The organism is Devosia sp. P1_H9 (genome assembly GCF_056405135.1).
The window spans coordinates 42,115-58,932 of sequence record NZ_JBFUCQ010000007.1; the positions used below are offsets into that span (position 1 = coordinate 42,115).

Consider the following 16,818-nt stretch of genomic DNA (forward strand, 5'->3'; position numbering starts at 1 on the left):
GGGGGCGCTGCTCGGCATCGAGCGATAACGGCAGCGCTAGTCCGCGCCTTCATTGCTTGAAGGTGTTCTCGCGATGCCATTCGAGAAATGCAGGATGAGGTCTGTCCCGTCCGACAAGTGGCCCCATCAGCCGGCCGGTCTTGTTGATCAATCCGTCCACGCCATCCCGATCGTTGACGTGACGCGAGACAACGATCTTCAGGTCGTCGGTGAAGGTGATCAGCCCGCGGTCAAACATCCAATGCGCGGTACCAGACAGCGCAATTCCGTTGTTGACGATGTCAGGGCCATTCGCCTCCACCGGTCGAATGTGGGCAGCTGCGACTTCGGCTCGTCCCCCGCCATTGATCAGTTTCAACCCGGTCACAGCGCAACGTTCGCCGTAAGCGCGGAGCACGACCCGGCGGAAAACTCGGTCTCGCACGATGCGCGAGGTGAGCAGCGGCAGCCGCTGGCGCTCCTCCTCGCGGACAAACGGCATTTGGGCGTCCTCATCGAACTCATTTCGAACGACGTCCACGCGAGGGAGGACAGCGTCGACCTCGGCGAGTCCACGGGTCACGATCTTTCCGAAGTCGGCAACCGACAGAGAGCGCACGGCCGCTTGAGCACGACCGGAGATGCGTCCAACCTCGTTGAGCAGTCCTGTTTCGACAGGTAGTCGATCAGCTCCGATGAAGGGCACCGGGTCGGCAAACTCGAGGTAGCTATCGGGGACGATCAAGGCAAGAAACATGCCCGGGGTGCTGGGGTCAGGAACGACCTCGCCCACCTTGGCGACCGCGAAGTATCCGCGCGAGAATTGCACCTTGGTCGGTTCGTAGTAGACGATCCAGTCGCCGACGCATTTGGAGACGCGCGAAAAGTACTGGCTCGGAAACTGATACCGTTGCGCCGGGCTGTCCTCGTAGATCGAATCCGCCCGATGAATGAAGACGCCAAATGCCATTGTTCCCCCGTCGCGACCATGCCTGGTGCCGCGCCGCCCGTCTATGCCTTTGAAGTCACTGGCGCTTTACCCGCCAACCATCCGATCCGCCACGCTGTAGCTGTGGCTCGCCTGATAGGCGTTCCGGCCCCGGTTCATGTGGGTCAGGTTGAACCTTCGGATGGCCCGCAGCGCTCTGGAGTTCGACAGGAACTGACGGATCGAGGCGGAGCCGCGCACGGTGATGCCGAACATGTCCTGGCCGCGCGGGAAGAAATGGCCGACGTCCTCTGGCCGCTCGACGCTTTGCTCGAGGAACGTCTCGTCGACGCGGGCCTCGTCGAGGGAGTTGTCGGTGGTGAAATCGGAGAGGTGCAGGATGAACCTCGAGCGCACGCCCTCGCCATCGGCGTAGAGGGTGAACAGCTCCATCCAGCTCGCATTGACCCGCACCAGCGGCTTGTCGGAGGTCGACGGCAGGCAGGACACCGACCAGTAATAGCGCTCGGTGGTGCGGGGGATCGGAATACAGCTCTGGCCATAGAGATGCAGGATGTCGAGAACGTCCTGTGCCTGCGGGCGAGCGAGGAACTTTTCGAACCGCGGGAGGTATTTGAACCGCAGTTCCAGCGACTCCTGGCGCTCGTCGGCATCAGGCAGGTCCGCCTTGCCGTCCAGCCAATCGCGCTGCTGCTCCGGGGTGAGAAACTGGCGCAGGCCCGTGATCGGGGCGTCCGTCTTGACCTTGCGGCTGGTTTTCATCTGCGCCTCCCTCAAAGGCAAAGGGCGCCACTCGGGCGCCCTTCTAATGCAGTGCGATCCGCGGCCTCAGTGGCTCGGGCTCGGCGGTAGGCCCTTGGCCTTGCGCCAGGCCTGGTATTCTTCCTCGGCGTCGGGGTGCAGCGGGTAGTAGCGGCGGAGCGATTCGCCGGCCGTCAGCTTCTCGCGGCTGAACACTTCCCACTCGGCGTGCTTCTTGGAATCCTCGATGACTTTTTCGGCCATCGACTGGGGCAGCACGACCACGCCGTCGTCGTCGGCCATGATGATGTCGCCCGGGATGACCATGACGCCGCCGCAGGAAATCGGCACGTTCACCGCCGCCGGCCAGATCGAAACCTGCACGTGGTAGTTCGGGGTCCAGCCGCGCATCCAGATGGCGAGGTCGAGCTTGTCGACGTTCGGCTTGTCCCGCATCACGCCGTCGATGACGATGCCGGCGCCCTTACGGCCCTTGAAGTAGGTCGACATCATGTCGCCGAATACGCCCGAGCTCAGGTCGCCGCGGGCGTCGACCACGACGACGTCGTTCTCCTCGACTTCATAGAGCACGTGGCGGTGCAGCTGCTTTTCGGGATCCGAATACTCGCCCTCGCTGAACAGGTCCGGGCGCTGCGGCATGAACTGCAGCGTCAGCGCCGTGCCGACGATCGACTTGCCCTTATACTGGCTGACCGGGCCGACCATGTGCGGGTTGCGAAAGCCGGAATGGCCGAGCGAGCCGGCGACGGTGGCAGTGCCGATATCCTTCAGCGCGGCGATGATGTCCTTGCTCGGACGCTTGAACGCCGGGATCGGGCTTTGCATGACGTGGACCATGTATGTCTCCTCCAAAATGAGATGTGGGTCTACCAGTTGGTGACCGAACCGTCGCGGCGCTTCAAATGGGGCGCCTCCCAGAACTTGAAGCTGTCCTTGTCGAGCAGCGCCTCGTTGATCTCGATGCCGAGCCCCGGCGCATCCGGAACCTTGAACACCGCGCCATCGAGCGTCGGCATCACCGGGAACAGGTCCGCGGTCGGCGTCCCGGCATAGAGGTCGGTGGCGTTGGCGCGCACTTCGAGCGCGAAGAAATTCGGCGTCGCGGCCGAGAAATGGATGGTCGCCGCGGTGCAGATCGGCCCCAGCGGATTGTGCGGCATCAGGTCGACATAGTGCGCCTCGGACCAGCCGGCGACCTTCATCGCCTCGGTGAAGCCGCCGACATTGCAGAGGTCCAGCCGGTTGTACTGGTGGATGCCGCGCTCGATGTACGGCAGGAACTGCCACTTGGACGAGAATTCCTCGCCGATGGCGAACTGCACGTCGGTGAGTTTCCTGAGGTTCTCGTAGGCCTCCGGCGTCTCGTCGCGGATCGGCTCCTCGAGGAAGTCGATCGTGCCGGAGGGCATCTTCTGGCAGAAGCTCGCCGCCTCGGCCACCGACAGCCGGTGGTGGTAGTCGATGCCCAGCACCACGGTCTCGCCCAGCGCCTCGCGCGCCTTGGTGAGGAACTTCGCGGTCTTGCCGATCGACTCGCGCGGCTCGAAAATGCCCTGCGCGTCGTTCCACTCGGCCGGGAAGAAGCGGATGGTGGACCAGCCGCGATCCATCAGCTTACGCGCATCCTCGATGGTCTCGTCGCCGGTGATCGAGCCGGTCGAGGCGAAGGTCGGGATGACGTTGCGGTGCTTGCCGCCGAGCAGCTCGTACACCGGCACGCCGAGCGCCTTGCCCTTGATGTCATGGAGCGCGATGTCGAGCGCCGACTGCGCCGCGGTGAGCACGCGCCCGCCCTCGAAATACTGGCTGCGGTACATTTCCTGCCACAACGCGCCGATCTGCATCGGGTCGCGGCCGACGAGGAACTGCGCATAGTGCTCGAGCGCGCCGACCACCGCCTTCTCGCGGCCGCTCAGCCCGCTTTCGCCCCAGCCGAAAATGCCGGCATCGGTCTCGATCTTGACGATCAGCTGGTTGCGATGGCCGACCCAGACCGGGAACGGCTTGATGGCGGTGATCTTCACTCTGGTCTCCTCACCAGCTGGTCATGGCGCCGTCTTCGAGACGGGCGATCGGCAGGTAAGCCTGCTTGTAGGGGTACTTTGCGGCGAGTTCTTCGTCGAAATTGACGCCATGGCCCGGCACTTCGCCCGGCTGCAGGTAGCCGCGGTCATACGACCAGGCGCACTTGAACACGTCGAACATCTGTTCGGTGTAGTTGGCAAACTCCTGGATGCCGAAGTTCGGGATCGCCACGTCGACATGGATGTTGCAGCCCATGGCGATCGGCGACACGTCCTGCGGGCCGTGGCAGGCCGATTTGACGTGGTAGATCGCCGCGAGGTCGAAGATCTTCTTGATGCCGGTGACGCCGCCCGCATGGGTCGAGGTGACGCGGGCATAGTCGATCAACTGCTCGGTGATCAGCGTGTGGGTGTCGTAGATCGAGTTGAACACCTCGCCCACCGCCAGCGGCTGCGTCGTGTGCTGGCGGATGATGCGGAAGCCTTCCTGCAGCTCTGCCGGGATTGCGTCCTCCAGCCAGAACAGCCGGTAGGGCTCGAGGTCCTTGCCCAGCCGCGCCGCCTCAATCGGGGTCAGCCGGTGATGCACGTCATGCAGCAGGTGCACGTCCCAGCCAACCGCGTCGCGGACCTTCTCAAACAGCTTCGGCACCAGCGGCAGGTACTTGTGCGTCGCCCACACTTCCTCGTGCGGCACGATCGCGCCACGGCCCTTCAGCGCCGCGGTATCGGTGGAATCGCCGGTGCCGTAGATCGGCGGCAGGCCGGGGATCGCCACCTGGGCGCGGACTGCCTGGACGCCGGTTTCCTTGATCTTGAGCACGCCCTCGACCACTTCGGAGATCTCGAGGCCCGAGGCGTGGCGGTACACCATCACCTTGTCGCGCGAGCGGCCGCCGAGCAGCTGGTAGAGCGGCAGGCCGGCGACCTTGGCCTTGATGTCCCACAGCGCCATGTCGATGGCCGAGATCGCCGCCATGGTGATCGGCCCGCGACGCCAGTAGGCGCCCTTGTAGAGATACTGCCAGATGTCCTCGGTGCGCAGCGGATCCATGCCGATCAGCGCCGGCGCGACGTGATCCTCGAGATAGCTCGCCACCGACAGCTCGCGGCCATTCACCGTGCCATCGCCGATGCCGTAGACGCCCTCGTCGGTGATGATCTTCACCGTGGTGAAGTTCCGCCCGGGCGAGCAGACGATGACCTTGATCTCTTTGATTTTCATGGTTTTCCGCTCAACGCTTCGACCCTCACCGGGTCATCCCCGCGAAAGCGGGGAGCTGTGTTTTTGAAATGTTGCCGGCAAACGGCGATCAGCTCGCCTGGAGCGCCATCTCGGTCTCGCCGTCGAACAGGTGCATGCGGTTCTGGTCGAACTCGAGGAACACCGGTTCGTCGGGCCTGAGCTGGAACGTCGGCTCGACGCTGACATTGACCACGGCGCCTGAAACGAACACCTGGGCGAAGGTCACGTCGCCGGTCGGCTCCACCGTATAGACCTTGCCCGGCACCGAGCCCGGCACTTGCTCCTTGTGCACCCTGATGGTCGAGTGCCGGCCGCCCAGCACCACCTTGTTCGATTTGGCGCTCAGCGCCTTCCTGGCGTTGGCGGCGGAGAGCGGCAGCTCCCAGCCCTCGGGGCTGCTGAGCACCACATCGGTGCCCTTGCTCACCGCGGTCAGTGGCACGAGGCTCATCGCCGGCGAGCCGACAAAGCTCGCGACGAACATGTTCACCGGGTTGGCGAACACATTGGCCGGGCTGTCGTATTGCTGCAGGAAGCCGCCGTTCATCACCGCCATCTTGTCCGACATGGTGACGGCTTCGAGCTGGTCATGCGTCACGTAGATGATCGTGGCGCCCAGATCCTGGTGGAAGCGCTTGATCTCGGAGCGCATCTGCACGCGCAACTTGGCATCGAGGTTCGACAGCGGCTCGTCCATCAGGAAGGCGCGTGGCTCGCGGACGAGGGCGCGACCAAGGGCGACGCGCTGCTGCTGGCCACCGGAGAGTTCGCGCGGCTTGCGTTCCAGGAGGTGGGTGATGTCGAGCGTCTTGGCCGCCGCCTGGACACGCTTGTCGATCTCTTCCTTGGGGAGCTTCCGCATCTGCAGCGGGAAGGCCAGGTTCTTGTAGACCGACTTCTGCGGGTAGAGCGCGTAGTTCTGGAACACCATCGCGATGTCCCGGTCCTTGGGATCGAGGTCGGTAACGTCGCGGTCGCCGATGCTGACGGTGCCGCCCGACATCGGGATGAGGCCGGCGACGAGGTTGAGCGTCGTGGTCTTACCGCAGCCCGAAGGGCCGACAAGCGCAACGAACTCACCGTCCTCGACGGTCAGTGACACGTGGTTCACGGCATAGACGTCGCCGTAGTTCTTCACCACGTCCTTGAGGAGAACCTGAGCCATATGGGTTTCCTTGAGCTTTCCGTTAGTGCTTCACGGCGCCCTCGGTCAGGGCGCGCACGAAGTAGCGTTGCAGGACGAGGAACAGCACCACGACGGGGATGCTCATCATGAAGGTGGCGGCCATCAGCCCCGGCCAGTCCGTGGCGTTCTCCGAAAAGAACCGCTGGATGCCGACCGGCAGGGTCATCTGATCGTGCCGGGTGAGGAAGGTGTAGGCGTAGATGTACTCGTTCCACGCGCCGATAAAGCTGTAGATCGAGGTGGCGATGATGCCCGGCGTCGAGAGCGGCATCACGATCAGGAAGAACGCCTGGAAGCGCGTTGCGCCATCGATGCGCGCGGCCTGTTCGAGCTGCACCGGGATGTTGTCGTAGAACCCCTTGAGCAGCCAGATGGCGAGCGGCAGGCCGAAGGTCAGATAGGTCAGGACCAGCGAGCCATGGGTGTTCACGAGGCCGAGCGCCTTCATCAGGATGAAGAGCGGCACGAGGAAAACCACCGCCGGGAACATGTTGCGCAGCAGCACGGCGAAGAACAGGAAGTTGCGGCCCGGGAAGCGGAAGCGCGAGAAGGCATAAGCCGCGGGGACGGCCACGACCACCGCGAGAATGGTGGTCAGGGTCGAGACCCACATGCTGTTCCAGAAATACTGCAGGAAGTCGCGGCCGACGCTGCCCGAGGGGTCGATCAGGCGCCAGTAGTTCTCCAGCGTCGGCGAAGCCGGCCACCACTGCGGCGGGTATTGCATCGCAGCAAAGCCCGTCTTCAGCGAGGTGATGAACATCCAGATCATCGGCATGACGGTGAAGCCGAGCAGCAGCACCAGGAAGATGCGTCCGGTCCAGCGCCAGCCGCCCGCGCCCTTGCGCTGGGTCACTGCAGCTTCGGTGATGGCGGTCATGTGGCGGCCCTCGCGTCGTCGCCCTTGGTCAGTGCGCGGACGTAGAAGTAGCCGAGCACCATCATCACGATGAACAGGATCACCGCATAGGCCGAGGCGACGCCCCAGCGCTGCCGCCCGAAGGCGAGCTGGTAGATGTGGGTGATCCAGATGTCCGACGAGCCGGCCGGGCCGCCGCCGGTCATGATCCAGGGGATGATGAAGGAGTTGAAGTTCGACACCGCGAGCAGCAGCAGGGTGACCATCGACACGCCCTGCAGGTGCGGGAACGTCACGTGCCAGAAGCGCTGCCAGGGGCTCGCACCATCGACCTGCGCGGCGCGCAGCAGCGTATCGGGCACGGTCTGGAGGCCCGCCATCAGCATGATCATGGCGAAGGAGAATTCCTTCCACACGTTCACGACGATCAGGGCGTAGAGCGAGGTGCTGGTGTTGTCGACGAAGTTGATCGGCTTGTCGGTCAGGCCGATCTGGCTCAGCATCGCGCTGATGGCGCCGAAATCGGAGTGGTAGAGCCACTTCCACACATATGAGGCGGCCACCGCGCTCACCACCCACGGAATGAGGAGGAGCGCACGCAGGAACCCGCGGCCGATGAACTCGCGATGCAGCGCAAGCGCGGCACCGAGGCCGAGGAGGAAAGCGAAGCAGGTGGAAAGCACGGTCCACAGCACCGTCTGCCAGGTGACCTTCCAGAAGATCGGGCTGGTGAGAATGGTGATGTAATTGTCGAGCCCGTTGAACGTCTTGTCGCTGAGCGCGAGGCTCGCCGGCGTATTAAAGAAGCTCAGCTCGATCGTGTAGTAGATGGGGTAGCCGATGACGATCAGCATCACGATGAGCGCGGGTGCCACATAGAGATAGTCGAAACGGCTGTTCCACACCTTCTGGCTCAGGCTGACGCGCTTGGGCTCGGGCACGTCACGAAAGATGGCTTGTCCCTGAACGGTGCTCACAGCGCATACCCTGGTTGTGAAGATAAAAGGACCGGCGGCGATGCCACCGGTCCGGGATTGTGCAGTCCGGCGATCAGATGCCGCCGCCGCCGTCGACGATGGCCTTCACCTTGGTGGCCGCATCCTCGACCGCCTGGTCGACGGTCATGTTGCCGGTGAGAGCATTCTGCAGCATGTCCGGAACGATGATGTTCATGATTTCCGGCGCCTGCGGGATCACCGGGAACGGGATGCCGTTGGGCAGCATCGAAGTGGTGACATCGAGGAACTTGATGGTCTCGAGGCGTTCCTTCATCGCGTCGGTCAGGAAGCCATTGATGTTGCCGGGGTTGGAGCCGACCCAGGCGAGCTTGGTCGACCATTCCGGGCTGTCCCAGAAGCAGATCAGTGCCTTGACGGCCTGCTCGTCCACCTTGCCGCCCTGCACGAACTCGGGCTTCACCACATGGATGTTGGAGCCGCCGAACACCACGGCGCGCTTGCCGTCGGGGCCGGTCGGGATCAGGCCGTAGCGCATGTTGGCGACCACGTCGTCGGCGACGGCCTTGTCGGTACCAGTGGCCTTACTGGCGAGGTCGTTCATCTTGGCGTATTCGGCCGGGTGGGCGATCATCATGCCGAGCTTGCCGGCGATGAACGGCGCCTGGTTTTCACCTTGCGTGTTGGTCAGTGCGGAAGTCGGAACCGACTTGTCGACCGCGTACATCTGGTAGGCGGCCTGCAGGGCTTTCTTCGAGCCCTCGTTGTTGATCCAGACATCCTTGTAGGTCGGCTCGGCCGAAGCTTCGTCGAGCGCGCCGCCGCCGTAGGCCCAGAGCTGCGGCATGAAGCGGAACGGCGTGTTGCCGGCGTTCTGCTTGGCGACGAGCCCGTAGCCCGGGATGCCGAGCTTGTCGTGGATCTGCTTGGAATAGGCGACGACGTCGTCCCAGGTAGCCGGCGGATTTTCCGGATCGAGCCCGGCATCCTTGAACACCTTGGCGTTCCAGATCATCGCCATGGTTTCGTTGTTGGTCGGCAGGCCGTAGCCGACGCCCTCGTAGGTCACCGACTTCAGCGCGCCCGGCCAGAAATCGGCGGCGGTGTAGCCGACGTCTTCCGGCTTCAGCGGCTGCAGGTAGCCCTTGGCGGCGAATTCCACGCCACCCAGGATCTGCAGGCGGATGACCATCGGAGCCGAGTTGCCGAGCAGCGAGGTGCGGAACTTGTCGAGCAGCTCGTTATAGGTGATCGACTGCACGTCGGTGGTGATGTTCGGATAGGCGGCCTTGAAGGCGTCCCAGAACGCCTTGTCCATGTCGTGCGCGATCTGCGGATCGGCTTCGAACGGGCCGGTGTACCAATAGCTGACATTGCCGGTGTAGTCGTTCGGCACGACCGCGCCGCAATCCTTGGCGGCGTCGAACTGCTTGGTGCCGGCGATCGACTTCACATATTCGGGCGACCACTTCGAGAGGTCCACGCTCTGCGCGTAGGACGCGGTCGTCGCGGTGGTCAGCATGGTGGCCGCGCTCAGCACCGCCATCGAAAGGCCAAGCAGACGCCGGCCGGTCTTGTTATGCATTGAGAATACTCCTCCTCAAATCGGCAGCGGGCCCGGCTCATGGCCGCGGTCAGCTCCTACAGCATGCGCTGTTCCTCGCCTCGGGAACCGGACTTGGCGCCGGCTTTTCCCAACTGGTATGGCAGAGTTCCAGCAAAGCCCGTGTATGTCAACCTTGCCAAAGTCGTACATTATTTTGGCGAGTTTACGTGCTAACGGGGCTTGGCTTGCTCAAAAAATATGCATAGACAGAACTGATGAGCGAGGTAACCGTCAAGCCGGACCAGCCCGAGGAAAGCCTCGAGCAGCAGCAGGCCTCCGTTTACGAAATGATCCGCGAGGACATCGTTTCGGGACGGCTGGGGCCCAATGAGCGGCTGAAGGTCGCCGACCTCGCCGAGCACTACCAGACCTCGACCAACCCGGTGCGCGAAGCGCTGCAGCAGCTGCGCGGCGAGGGCTTCGTGCTGATGGAGCCCAATCGCGGGGCGCGGGTCCGGCCGATCGACGCCGATTTCGTGCGCGACATCATCGAGATCGAGGTGCTGATCGAGGCGGCGCTGACGCGCTGGTTCGTCTCGATCGCGTCGGACTCCGACATCGTCGAACTCGAGCGCATCCAGTCCGAGCTCGAAGCCAACAATTTCGAGGATCGGGTGCGGCACGGCCAGCTCGATACCCGTTTCCACCAGTTCATCTACGACCGTCATTACAACCGGCATGCCGCGGAGCTGTGGTGGAAGCATCGCGAGATCCTACGCGCCATCAGCCGGCGCTTTCCGACCTCGCTCAGCCGGCGCGTGGCGGTGCTGCGCGAGCATCGCGAACTCATCGAGTGCATCCGCCAACAGGATGCCGACGGCGCCGCTGCGGTGGTGGCCCGGCACGTCGAGGGCTCGGGCCGTCACATCATCGAGCAGATGGGCGTTGCCCAGAGGGGCGGAACACAGCGGCGACCATAAGTCGCCGGCTTCCGCACTGAAACCCGCGGGCAACCGATCAAGTCATTTTGGAGGAGAGACTAGTGACTATCGATAGTTCCGTGCGCACGGCTTCGCGGCCGAGTGAGTTGCGCATCACCGACATTCGCGTTGCCGAGATCACCGGAGCGCCGTTCCGATCAGCGCTGCTCAAGATCTACACCAACCAGGGCATCGTCGGCCTCGGCGAAGTGCGCGACGGCGCCAGCGCCACCTATGCGCTGATGCTGAAGAGCCGGCTGCTCGGCGAGAACCCCTGCGATATCGACCGGCTGTTCCGCCGCATCAAGCAGTTCGGCGGCCATGGGCGTCAGGGCGGCGGCGTCTCGGCGATCGAGATCGCGCTGTGGGACCTCGCAGGCAAGGCCTATGGCGTGCCGGTCTACCAGATGCTCGGCGGCAAGTTTCGCGACAAGGTCCGGGTCTATTGCGACACCGATGCCGACCGGCCGAGCGGCACGGCGATGGGCAAGCGCCTCAAGGAGCGCATGGACCTGGGGTTCACCTTCCTCAAGATGGACCTCGGCCTGATGCAGATCGCCGATGTCCCGGGCGCGGTGGTCGGCCCTGCCGGCGTGCTGGACGCCTTCCACCACCATGCCGGCGGCATCGAGGCCAAAACCCTCGAGGAGCGCAAGGCGCGCAACCTGATCTACGACGCGCAGAACGTCATGCACCCGTTCACCGGCCTGCACTTCAGTGAGAAGGGCCTCGACCTGCTCGATCAGTACATGGCCGAGGTCCGCGCCGAGATCGGCCCGGAGATCCCGCTCGCCATCGACCATCTCGGCCATATCTCCCTGCAGGACGGCATCCGCCTCGCGCAGCGGATCGAAAAGTACACCCCGGCCTGGCTCGAGGACGTGATCCCCTGGCAGCACGCCGAGAGCTATCGGCGGCTGCAGGAAGCGACTTCGGTGCCAATCTGCACCGGCGAGGATATCTACCTCAAGGAAGGCTTCGAGCCGCTGTTCAATGCCGGCATCTCGGTCATCCATCCGGACATCCTCACCAGCGGCGGCATCCTCGAGACCAAGAAGATCGGCGACGCGGCGCAGGACCACGGCATCGCCATGGCCATCCACATGGCCGAAAGCCCGATCGCCGCAATCGCCGCCGCGCATGTCGCGACCGCCACCGAGAACTTCCTCGCGCTCGAGTATCACTCGGTCGACGTCGACTGGTGGGCCGACATCGCCGTCGGTAGCCCAGTGGTCGACAACGGCTTCATCACGCTGACCGACAAGCCCGGCCTCGGCATCGACGACCTCAACGACGAGCTACTGCGCCAGCACCTGCAGCCAGGCGTCACCGACATCTGGCAGCCCACCGACCAGTGGGACAACGACTTCTCGTGGGACCGCACCTGGAGCTGACCCGGACGGCTACCGCCGTTTGCCTTCTCCCCTTGTGGGAGAAGGTGGTGCGAAGCGCCGGATGAGGGGTCCGCGGCACGAAGTGTCGCGAGACCGGAGCAGAGCGACGGGCTGAGTGCGGGTGGAGAGCACCCCTCATCCGCCCTTCGGGCACCTTCTCCCACAAGGGGAGAAGGCAGAAGTTTGACAGTTGGGACGCCTGCTCTGGCAGGAACGAGGAGACATCATGAAAATCACCGACCTGCGCGTTGCCGTCATCGGCAAGCATCCGATCGTCCGCATCGTCACCGACGAGGGCCTCTACGGCATCGGCGAGGTGGAATACACCAAGACCTACCTGAAGCCCTTCATCCTGCATTTCCGCGATGCGCTGATCGGCGAGGACCCGACCGACGTCGAGCGCTGCATGATGAAGATCCGACAGCGCGGCAGCTTCAAGCCTTACGGCGCCGCCGTCTCGGTGATCGAGCATGCGCTGTGGGATGTCGCCGGCAAGGCCGCGAACGTCCCGGCCTACAAGCTGCTCGGCGGCAAGGTGCGCGACCAGGTCCGCGTCTACAACGGCTCGATCCGCGGCAAGCGCAAGGGCGACAGGCCCGAGGATTACGCCGCCGACGTCAAATGGATGATGGAGCAGCCGCAGGGCTTCTTCATGGTGAAGCAGGGCATCAGCTTCCATTCCAACATGAAGGACTCGGTCGCCGACTTCCACTACGGCCCGGTCGGCCGGAAGGCCGGCTATCACGGCGCGATGGACCAGGGGCAGATCAGCGAGCACGGTTTCAACCACATGCTCGACTGCGTCATCGCGATGAAGGAAGTGCTCGGCGACAAGGTCAGCCTGGCGCTCGATTGCGGCCCCGGCTGGTTCCTCAACGACGCGATCAAGTTCGCCAACGCGGTCGAAAAGTACAACCTGATGTGGCTCGAGGACATGCTCACCGGCGACTATGTGCCGTGGGTGAACCCGCAGGCCTACCGCGAGCTCACCACCTCGACCACCACGCCGATCCACACCGGTGAGCAGATATACCTCCGCCACAACTTCAAGGAACTGATCGAGACCCAGGCGGTCCGCGTCGTCGGTCCCGATCCGGCCGATATCGGCGGTATTGCCGAGCTGAAGTGGGTGGCCGAGCACGCCTACATGCACTCGATCATGATGGCGCCGCACGGCACCGCCAATGGCCTCCTCGGCCTCGGCGCGCTGATCAACGTGTGCGCCACGCTCCCGGCCAACTACATTGCCTTCGAGTATCCCTCGGCCTCCGACGATTTCTGGAACGAGATCGTCACGGGCCTGCCGTCCGGCCCGCTGGTCAAGGACTCGATGATGGACCTGCTGCCGGGCCCCGGCCTCGGCCTCGATATCGATGCCAAGGCCGCCAAGCGCTACCTCAGGGAAGAAGACGCCGGCTTCTTCGACTGATCTCTACGCAGTGAAGAACCGGGCCGGGCGGCTTTCCACCGCCCGGCCCGGTTCATTTCTTACGCCGCTTCGGCCGTGGCCGGATCGACGACCACCTTGATCTGGGTGATCTTGTTGGCCGGGAAACCGCTGAGTTCGGCGTGGCGCCGGATGTCCTCGGGGTCTTCGGCCAGATAGACGCAGTAGGTCATGTCGTCGGCGAAGTACGAGTGCACCCACTGCACCTTCGGCGCGAGCTTGGCCAGCGCCTCGTTCGAGACGGCGGCCGCGTCGCGGTATTCCTGGGCCGACAGCTTGCCGACGCCCGGGATCATGCGTTCAATCACATAGCGCTTCATTTGGTAGTTCTCCTCAGTTGGTGGCTGCGACAGTGGCGTCGCAGGAGACGTTGGGGTTCATGTCGGCGAAGGTGCCGGTCGGGTTCGCCCGCCAGGCCCAGACATGCAGCTCGTAGAAGGGCGGCAGGCCGTAGCGGTTGGGCGAGTTGGTGAAGCTGAACAGGTGGCCATCGAGATTGGCCGGCCCGGTGGTCGTGATGTACTCGACCGCCACCAGCTGCATGCTGCCGTCGGCCTGCGGCTCGTACATCACCGCCTCGGGCTTACCGATGTCCACGAGGCCATCCTCGATGAGGGCGCCGTTGACGTAGTGGACGCCCATGGCGCCGCCCTCGATGCCCGAGACGCAGGGGATCGGAGCATAGCCTTCCGCCGTCGCCACGCTGACGTCGGCGAAGCGGGCGTTCGCCTCGCGCACCTTCGCGGCAAGCGGGTTTGCCGCTTCGACCCCGGCATGCGCGGCATGGGCAACGAACACGGCCATGCCGGCTTCGCGATAGTGCGGGCTGGCGAGGCCGGCAGGGTCGCCCACGCCACCCAGATACGGCATGTAGCTGGAGGCGACGCCATGCGTCTCCCCATTGTGGGCCGACGCCGGGCCGGCAATCAGCACGGCGGCGAGAGTTGCAGCGACGAGGGCACGCCTCGTGCGATTGCGATCCGGCAGCCGCCGGGTGGTCGGGTCTACGATCTGGCGCAGCATGGCGCTTTCTCCTTATCGTGCAAACGGCGTCTGCTACGCTTTTGCACCGGTGCAATACCCCTTGACGCGGTAGATGCGCCTTTCCGTGGACAGAGTCAAGCACAATTTTGCACCGGTGCAATCATGTGCTAGGGTGCCGCCCATGAAATCGCCTGTAACGCTTCTCGATGTTGCCGACGCCGCCCAGGTCTCGAAGTCCACGGTGGCCAATGTCTTCAACCACCCCGAACGGGTGCGGCCGGAAGTCCGCAGCCGCATCGAGCAGATGGCCCGTGACCTCGGCTTTGCCGGGCCCGATCCGCGGGGGCGCCTGCTCAGCAGCGGCAAGGCCAACGTCATCGGCGTCGTGCCCTCGGGGGAGGGCATCAGCTGGGTGTTCGACAACCCGTACATGCGGCAGTTCCTCGCCGCCGTTGCCGAGGAGTGCCAGGAGCACCGCACCGCCATTCAGCTGATCGATGGCTATGGCGAGGCCGGTGCCGAGACCATCCGGCGGACCATTGTCGATGGCCTGATCCTCCACACCGCCGATCAGGTTCGCGCCGTCGACCCCGCCCTCAGGGCCAAAATGCCGATCGTGGTGATGGACCGCATCGAGGATGCCGACGTCAGCTCGGTCAGCATCGACGATCGCGGCGGCGCCTATGCCCTCGCCCGCCACCTGCTCGAGCTCGGCCATCGCCGCTTCATGGTCACCACGCTCGGGCGCAGCTATGTCGCGCCGATCCTGCACCCTCCGACCGGGGCGCCGCGCCGCTTCGTCTCGACCTATGAAATCGACGAGCAGCGCATCGCCGGCATCGGCGACGCGCTTGGCGAAGCGGGCCTGTCGCTCCACGACATGCCGATCATCGAGGCCTGCGGCAGCGATGAGGAAACGCGGCTTTACGGCGCCGCCGCCGACCTCGTTCTCGATGCGCTTGACGGCGCGACCGCGGTCATCGCGCTCGGCGGCGAGTTGGCGATCGGCGTGGTCGCCGAAGCCAGGCGCCGCGGCATCGCGGTCCCCACTGAGCTCTCGATCGTCGGCTTCGACGATCCGCCGCAAGCGGCGCTCACCGACCCTCCGCTGACCGTCATCGCCGCCCCGGTCGCCGAGACGGCTCGTCTCGCCACCCGCCTGTTGTTCTCCGGCGCCCCCCCGCAGCACATCCAGCTGCCGGTCGAACTCAAGATCCGATCGTCCAGCGGCGTCGCTCCGGGTGCGTAGTCGGATCGTCGTTCAGCTCGCGGGTGGGATGAGGCTCACTTTCATATCCTGCGCCAGGTAGACACAGGTCTCGTCGGCGAACACGCGGCCATCGGCCATCCCGAGAACCAGTTTGCCGCGCCTCACCTGGCGCATGTCGATCTCATAGCGCACGCGCCGGGTCTGCGGCGTGATCTCTCCCCGGAACTTGACCTCTCCGACGCCGGACGCGCGTCCTCGCCCCGGCGAGCCCGACCAGCCAAGCCAGAAGCCGATGATCTGCCACATGGCGTCCAGTCCCAGGCACCCGGGCATCACCGGGTCGCCCGGGAAATGGCAGTCGAAGAACCAAAGGTCGGGCGCAATGTCCAACTCGCCGACGACATGGCCCTTTCCGTACCGGCCGCCATCGAGGCTGATTTCGGTGATGCGATCCATCATCAGCATCGGTGGCGCCGGCAACTGCGCGTTGCCCGGACCGAAATAGCCACCCCTGCCGGATTTGATCAGGTCCTGCTTGGTGTAGGACGCTTGTGGGGTGTGAAACTCATTGGGATCAAACATCGATCAGTCCTTGGCGCGGAAATGGGAACGTCAGGTCGGCGTGCTTTGGTGGCCCAGCCCGACGTTGGCCCGCTCGGTCAGGCGCAACGCACCGGCCATGAAGACCCAGATCTCGTCGATCAGGCTTTCGGGGTCCGGCCGCGGTTCGCGCATCAAGGCGCCGATCAGCGCCTGGCGGATGCCGCCGAGCATCAGGGCGATGGTGAGATGCGGGTCGATGTCGATGGCGACGATGTCGTCGCGCTGCGCCGCCTCGATCATCCCCGCACCGCCGGCAAGCTGCCGGTTGATGAAGGCCGTCTCCACATCCCGCACCTCAGGCGCGCGGCTCAGCACGCCGATGACGAGCAGAGCGACAGGATCGGCATAGTGAAACCGGACGGTGGCCGCAATTCGCCCCTTCTCCCTTTCGACCCACGTCGTTGTCGGCAGCTTGGCGCCGGTGAACGCCGCCGCGTCGAGGCGGCCGTAGAACGCCTCGACGACCGCCGCGATCAGCCCGGCCTTCGAGCCGAAGTGATGGTACGCCAATCCGATCGAGACCCGCGCCCGCTTCGCAACCGCCTGCATCTCCAGCTGCCCCTGGCCCTGGATGAGCTCCGCTTGAGCCGCGTCGATCAGTCTCTCTCGCGTCCCCACGCCCACGGCAGACATTTGCGGCCTCATTTCCTGAATTGAATTCAATTCAGGCGAGAACGCTCGCCATGTCAAGCG

At 64.4% G+C, this 16,818-nt stretch carries 17 protein-coding genes; 4 read left to right on the top strand and 13 right to left on the bottom strand.

Features of this window, described 5'->3' with window-relative positions:
- Positions 1 to 49: 49 nt before the first annotated feature.
- The 9 genes from AC1DYL_RS15035 to AC1DYL_RS15075 form a co-directional block, all read right to left on the bottom strand.
- Positions 50 to 949: an HNH endonuclease gene (locus AC1DYL_RS15035; RefSeq protein WP_477173779.1), complete on the bottom strand. Its 900-nt coding sequence runs from the start codon at positions 947 to 949 to the stop codon at positions 50 to 52.
- A 66-nt stretch (positions 950 to 1,015) separates the two neighbouring features.
- The gene (locus AC1DYL_RS15040) at positions 1,016 to 1,690 is read right to left on the bottom strand and encodes a hypothetical protein (protein WP_477173780.1); all 675 of its coding nucleotides are present in this window, start codon (positions 1,688 to 1,690) and stop codon (positions 1,016 to 1,018) included.
- Between the two features lie 66 nt (positions 1,691 to 1,756).
- The gene (locus tag AC1DYL_RS15045) at positions 1,757 to 2,527 is read right to left on the bottom strand and encodes a ribonuclease activity regulator RraA (RefSeq protein ID WP_477173781.1); all 771 of its coding nucleotides are present in this window, start codon (positions 2,525 to 2,527) and stop codon (positions 1,757 to 1,759) included.
- 29 nt (positions 2,528 to 2,556) lie between these two features.
- A complete protein-coding gene (locus tag AC1DYL_RS15050; protein WP_477173782.1) occupies positions 2,557 to 3,714 on the bottom strand; it encodes a mandelate racemase/muconate lactonizing enzyme family protein in 1,158 nt (385 codons plus the stop codon).
- Between the two features lie 10 nt (positions 3,715 to 3,724).
- A complete protein-coding gene (gene manD, locus AC1DYL_RS15055) occupies positions 3,725 to 4,939 on the bottom strand; it encodes a D-mannonate dehydratase ManD (protein ID WP_477173783.1) in 1,215 nt (404 codons plus the stop codon).
- An 88-nt stretch (positions 4,940 to 5,027) separates the two neighbouring features.
- Complete coding sequence (locus AC1DYL_RS15060) at positions 5,028 to 6,125, bottom strand: ABC transporter ATP-binding protein (protein WP_477173784.1); 1,098 nt, start codon at positions 6,123 to 6,125, stop codon at positions 5,028 to 5,030.
- A gap of 22 nt (positions 6,126 to 6,147) precedes the next feature.
- A complete protein-coding gene (locus AC1DYL_RS15065; protein ID WP_477173785.1) occupies positions 6,148 to 7,026 on the bottom strand; it encodes a carbohydrate ABC transporter permease in 879 nt (292 codons plus the stop codon).
- Positions 7,023 to 7,946 (bottom strand): carbohydrate ABC transporter permease, encoded by a 924-nt coding sequence (locus AC1DYL_RS15070; RefSeq protein ID WP_477173995.1) that lies wholly within the window; start codon positions 7,944 to 7,946, stop codon positions 7,023 to 7,025. Before AC1DYL_RS15070 ends, AC1DYL_RS15065 begins: the two co-directional genes overlap by 4 nt.
- Before the next feature lie 109 nt (positions 7,947 to 8,055).
- The gene (locus AC1DYL_RS15075) at positions 8,056 to 9,507 is read right to left on the bottom strand and encodes an extracellular solute-binding protein (RefSeq protein WP_477173996.1); all 1,452 of its coding nucleotides are present in this window, start codon (positions 9,505 to 9,507) and stop codon (positions 8,056 to 8,058) included.
- A gap of 275 nt (positions 9,508 to 9,782) precedes the next feature.
- On the opposite strand from AC1DYL_RS15075, the gene AC1DYL_RS15080 reads away from it, so the two are divergent.
- From AC1DYL_RS15080 to AC1DYL_RS15090, 3 genes are all read left to right on the top strand, one after another.
- Positions 9,783 to 10,487: a GntR family transcriptional regulator gene (locus tag AC1DYL_RS15080; RefSeq protein WP_477173786.1), complete on the top strand. Its 705-nt coding sequence runs from the start codon at positions 9,783 to 9,785 to the stop codon at positions 10,485 to 10,487.
- 62 nt (positions 10,488 to 10,549) lie between these two features.
- Positions 10,550 to 11,881 (top strand): mandelate racemase/muconate lactonizing enzyme family protein, encoded by a 1,332-nt coding sequence (locus AC1DYL_RS15085; RefSeq protein WP_477173787.1) that lies wholly within the window; start codon positions 10,550 to 10,552, stop codon positions 11,879 to 11,881.
- 226 nt (positions 11,882 to 12,107) lie between these two features.
- Complete coding sequence (locus AC1DYL_RS15090) at positions 12,108 to 13,310, top strand: mandelate racemase/muconate lactonizing enzyme family protein (protein WP_477173788.1); 1,203 nt, start codon at positions 12,108 to 12,110, stop codon at positions 13,308 to 13,310.
- A 59-nt stretch (positions 13,311 to 13,369) separates the two neighbouring features.
- On the opposite strand, the gene AC1DYL_RS15095 is transcribed toward AC1DYL_RS15090, so the two are convergent.
- Together AC1DYL_RS15095 and AC1DYL_RS15100 are read right to left on the bottom strand one after the other, a co-directional pair.
- The gene (locus tag AC1DYL_RS15095; RefSeq protein WP_477151946.1) at positions 13,370 to 13,648 is read right to left on the bottom strand and encodes a DUF4242 domain-containing protein; all 279 of its coding nucleotides are present in this window, start codon (positions 13,646 to 13,648) and stop codon (positions 13,370 to 13,372) included.
- Between the two features lie 13 nt (positions 13,649 to 13,661).
- On the bottom strand, positions 13,662 to 14,132 hold the full coding sequence (locus AC1DYL_RS15100; protein WP_477173997.1) for a hypothetical protein: 471 nt from the start codon (positions 14,130 to 14,132) through the stop codon (positions 13,662 to 13,664).
- A gap of 361 nt (positions 14,133 to 14,493) precedes the next feature.
- On the opposite strand from AC1DYL_RS15100, the gene AC1DYL_RS15105 reads away from it, so the two are divergent.
- Positions 14,494 to 15,561 (top strand): LacI family DNA-binding transcriptional regulator, encoded by a 1,068-nt coding sequence (locus tag AC1DYL_RS15105; RefSeq protein ID WP_477173789.1) that lies wholly within the window; start codon positions 14,494 to 14,496, stop codon positions 15,559 to 15,561.
- A 12-nt stretch (positions 15,562 to 15,573) separates the two neighbouring features.
- Here AC1DYL_RS15105 and fabA read toward each other — a convergent pair whose 3' ends face one another.
- Together fabA and AC1DYL_RS15115 are read right to left on the bottom strand one after the other, a co-directional pair.
- Positions 15,574 to 16,104 carry a bifunctional 3-hydroxydecanoyl-ACP dehydratase/trans-2-decenoyl-ACP isomerase gene (fabA, locus tag AC1DYL_RS15110; RefSeq protein WP_477173790.1) on the bottom strand — a complete coding sequence of 177 codons (531 nt, stop codon included), beginning with the start codon at positions 16,102 to 16,104 and terminating at the stop codon, positions 15,574 to 15,576.
- A gap of 30 nt (positions 16,105 to 16,134) precedes the next feature.
- Positions 16,135 to 16,758, bottom strand: coding sequence for a TetR/AcrR family transcriptional regulator (locus AC1DYL_RS15115; RefSeq protein WP_477173791.1), 624 nt, complete (start codon positions 16,756 to 16,758; stop codon positions 16,135 to 16,137).
- Between the last annotated feature and the right edge of the window lie 60 nt (positions 16,759 to 16,818).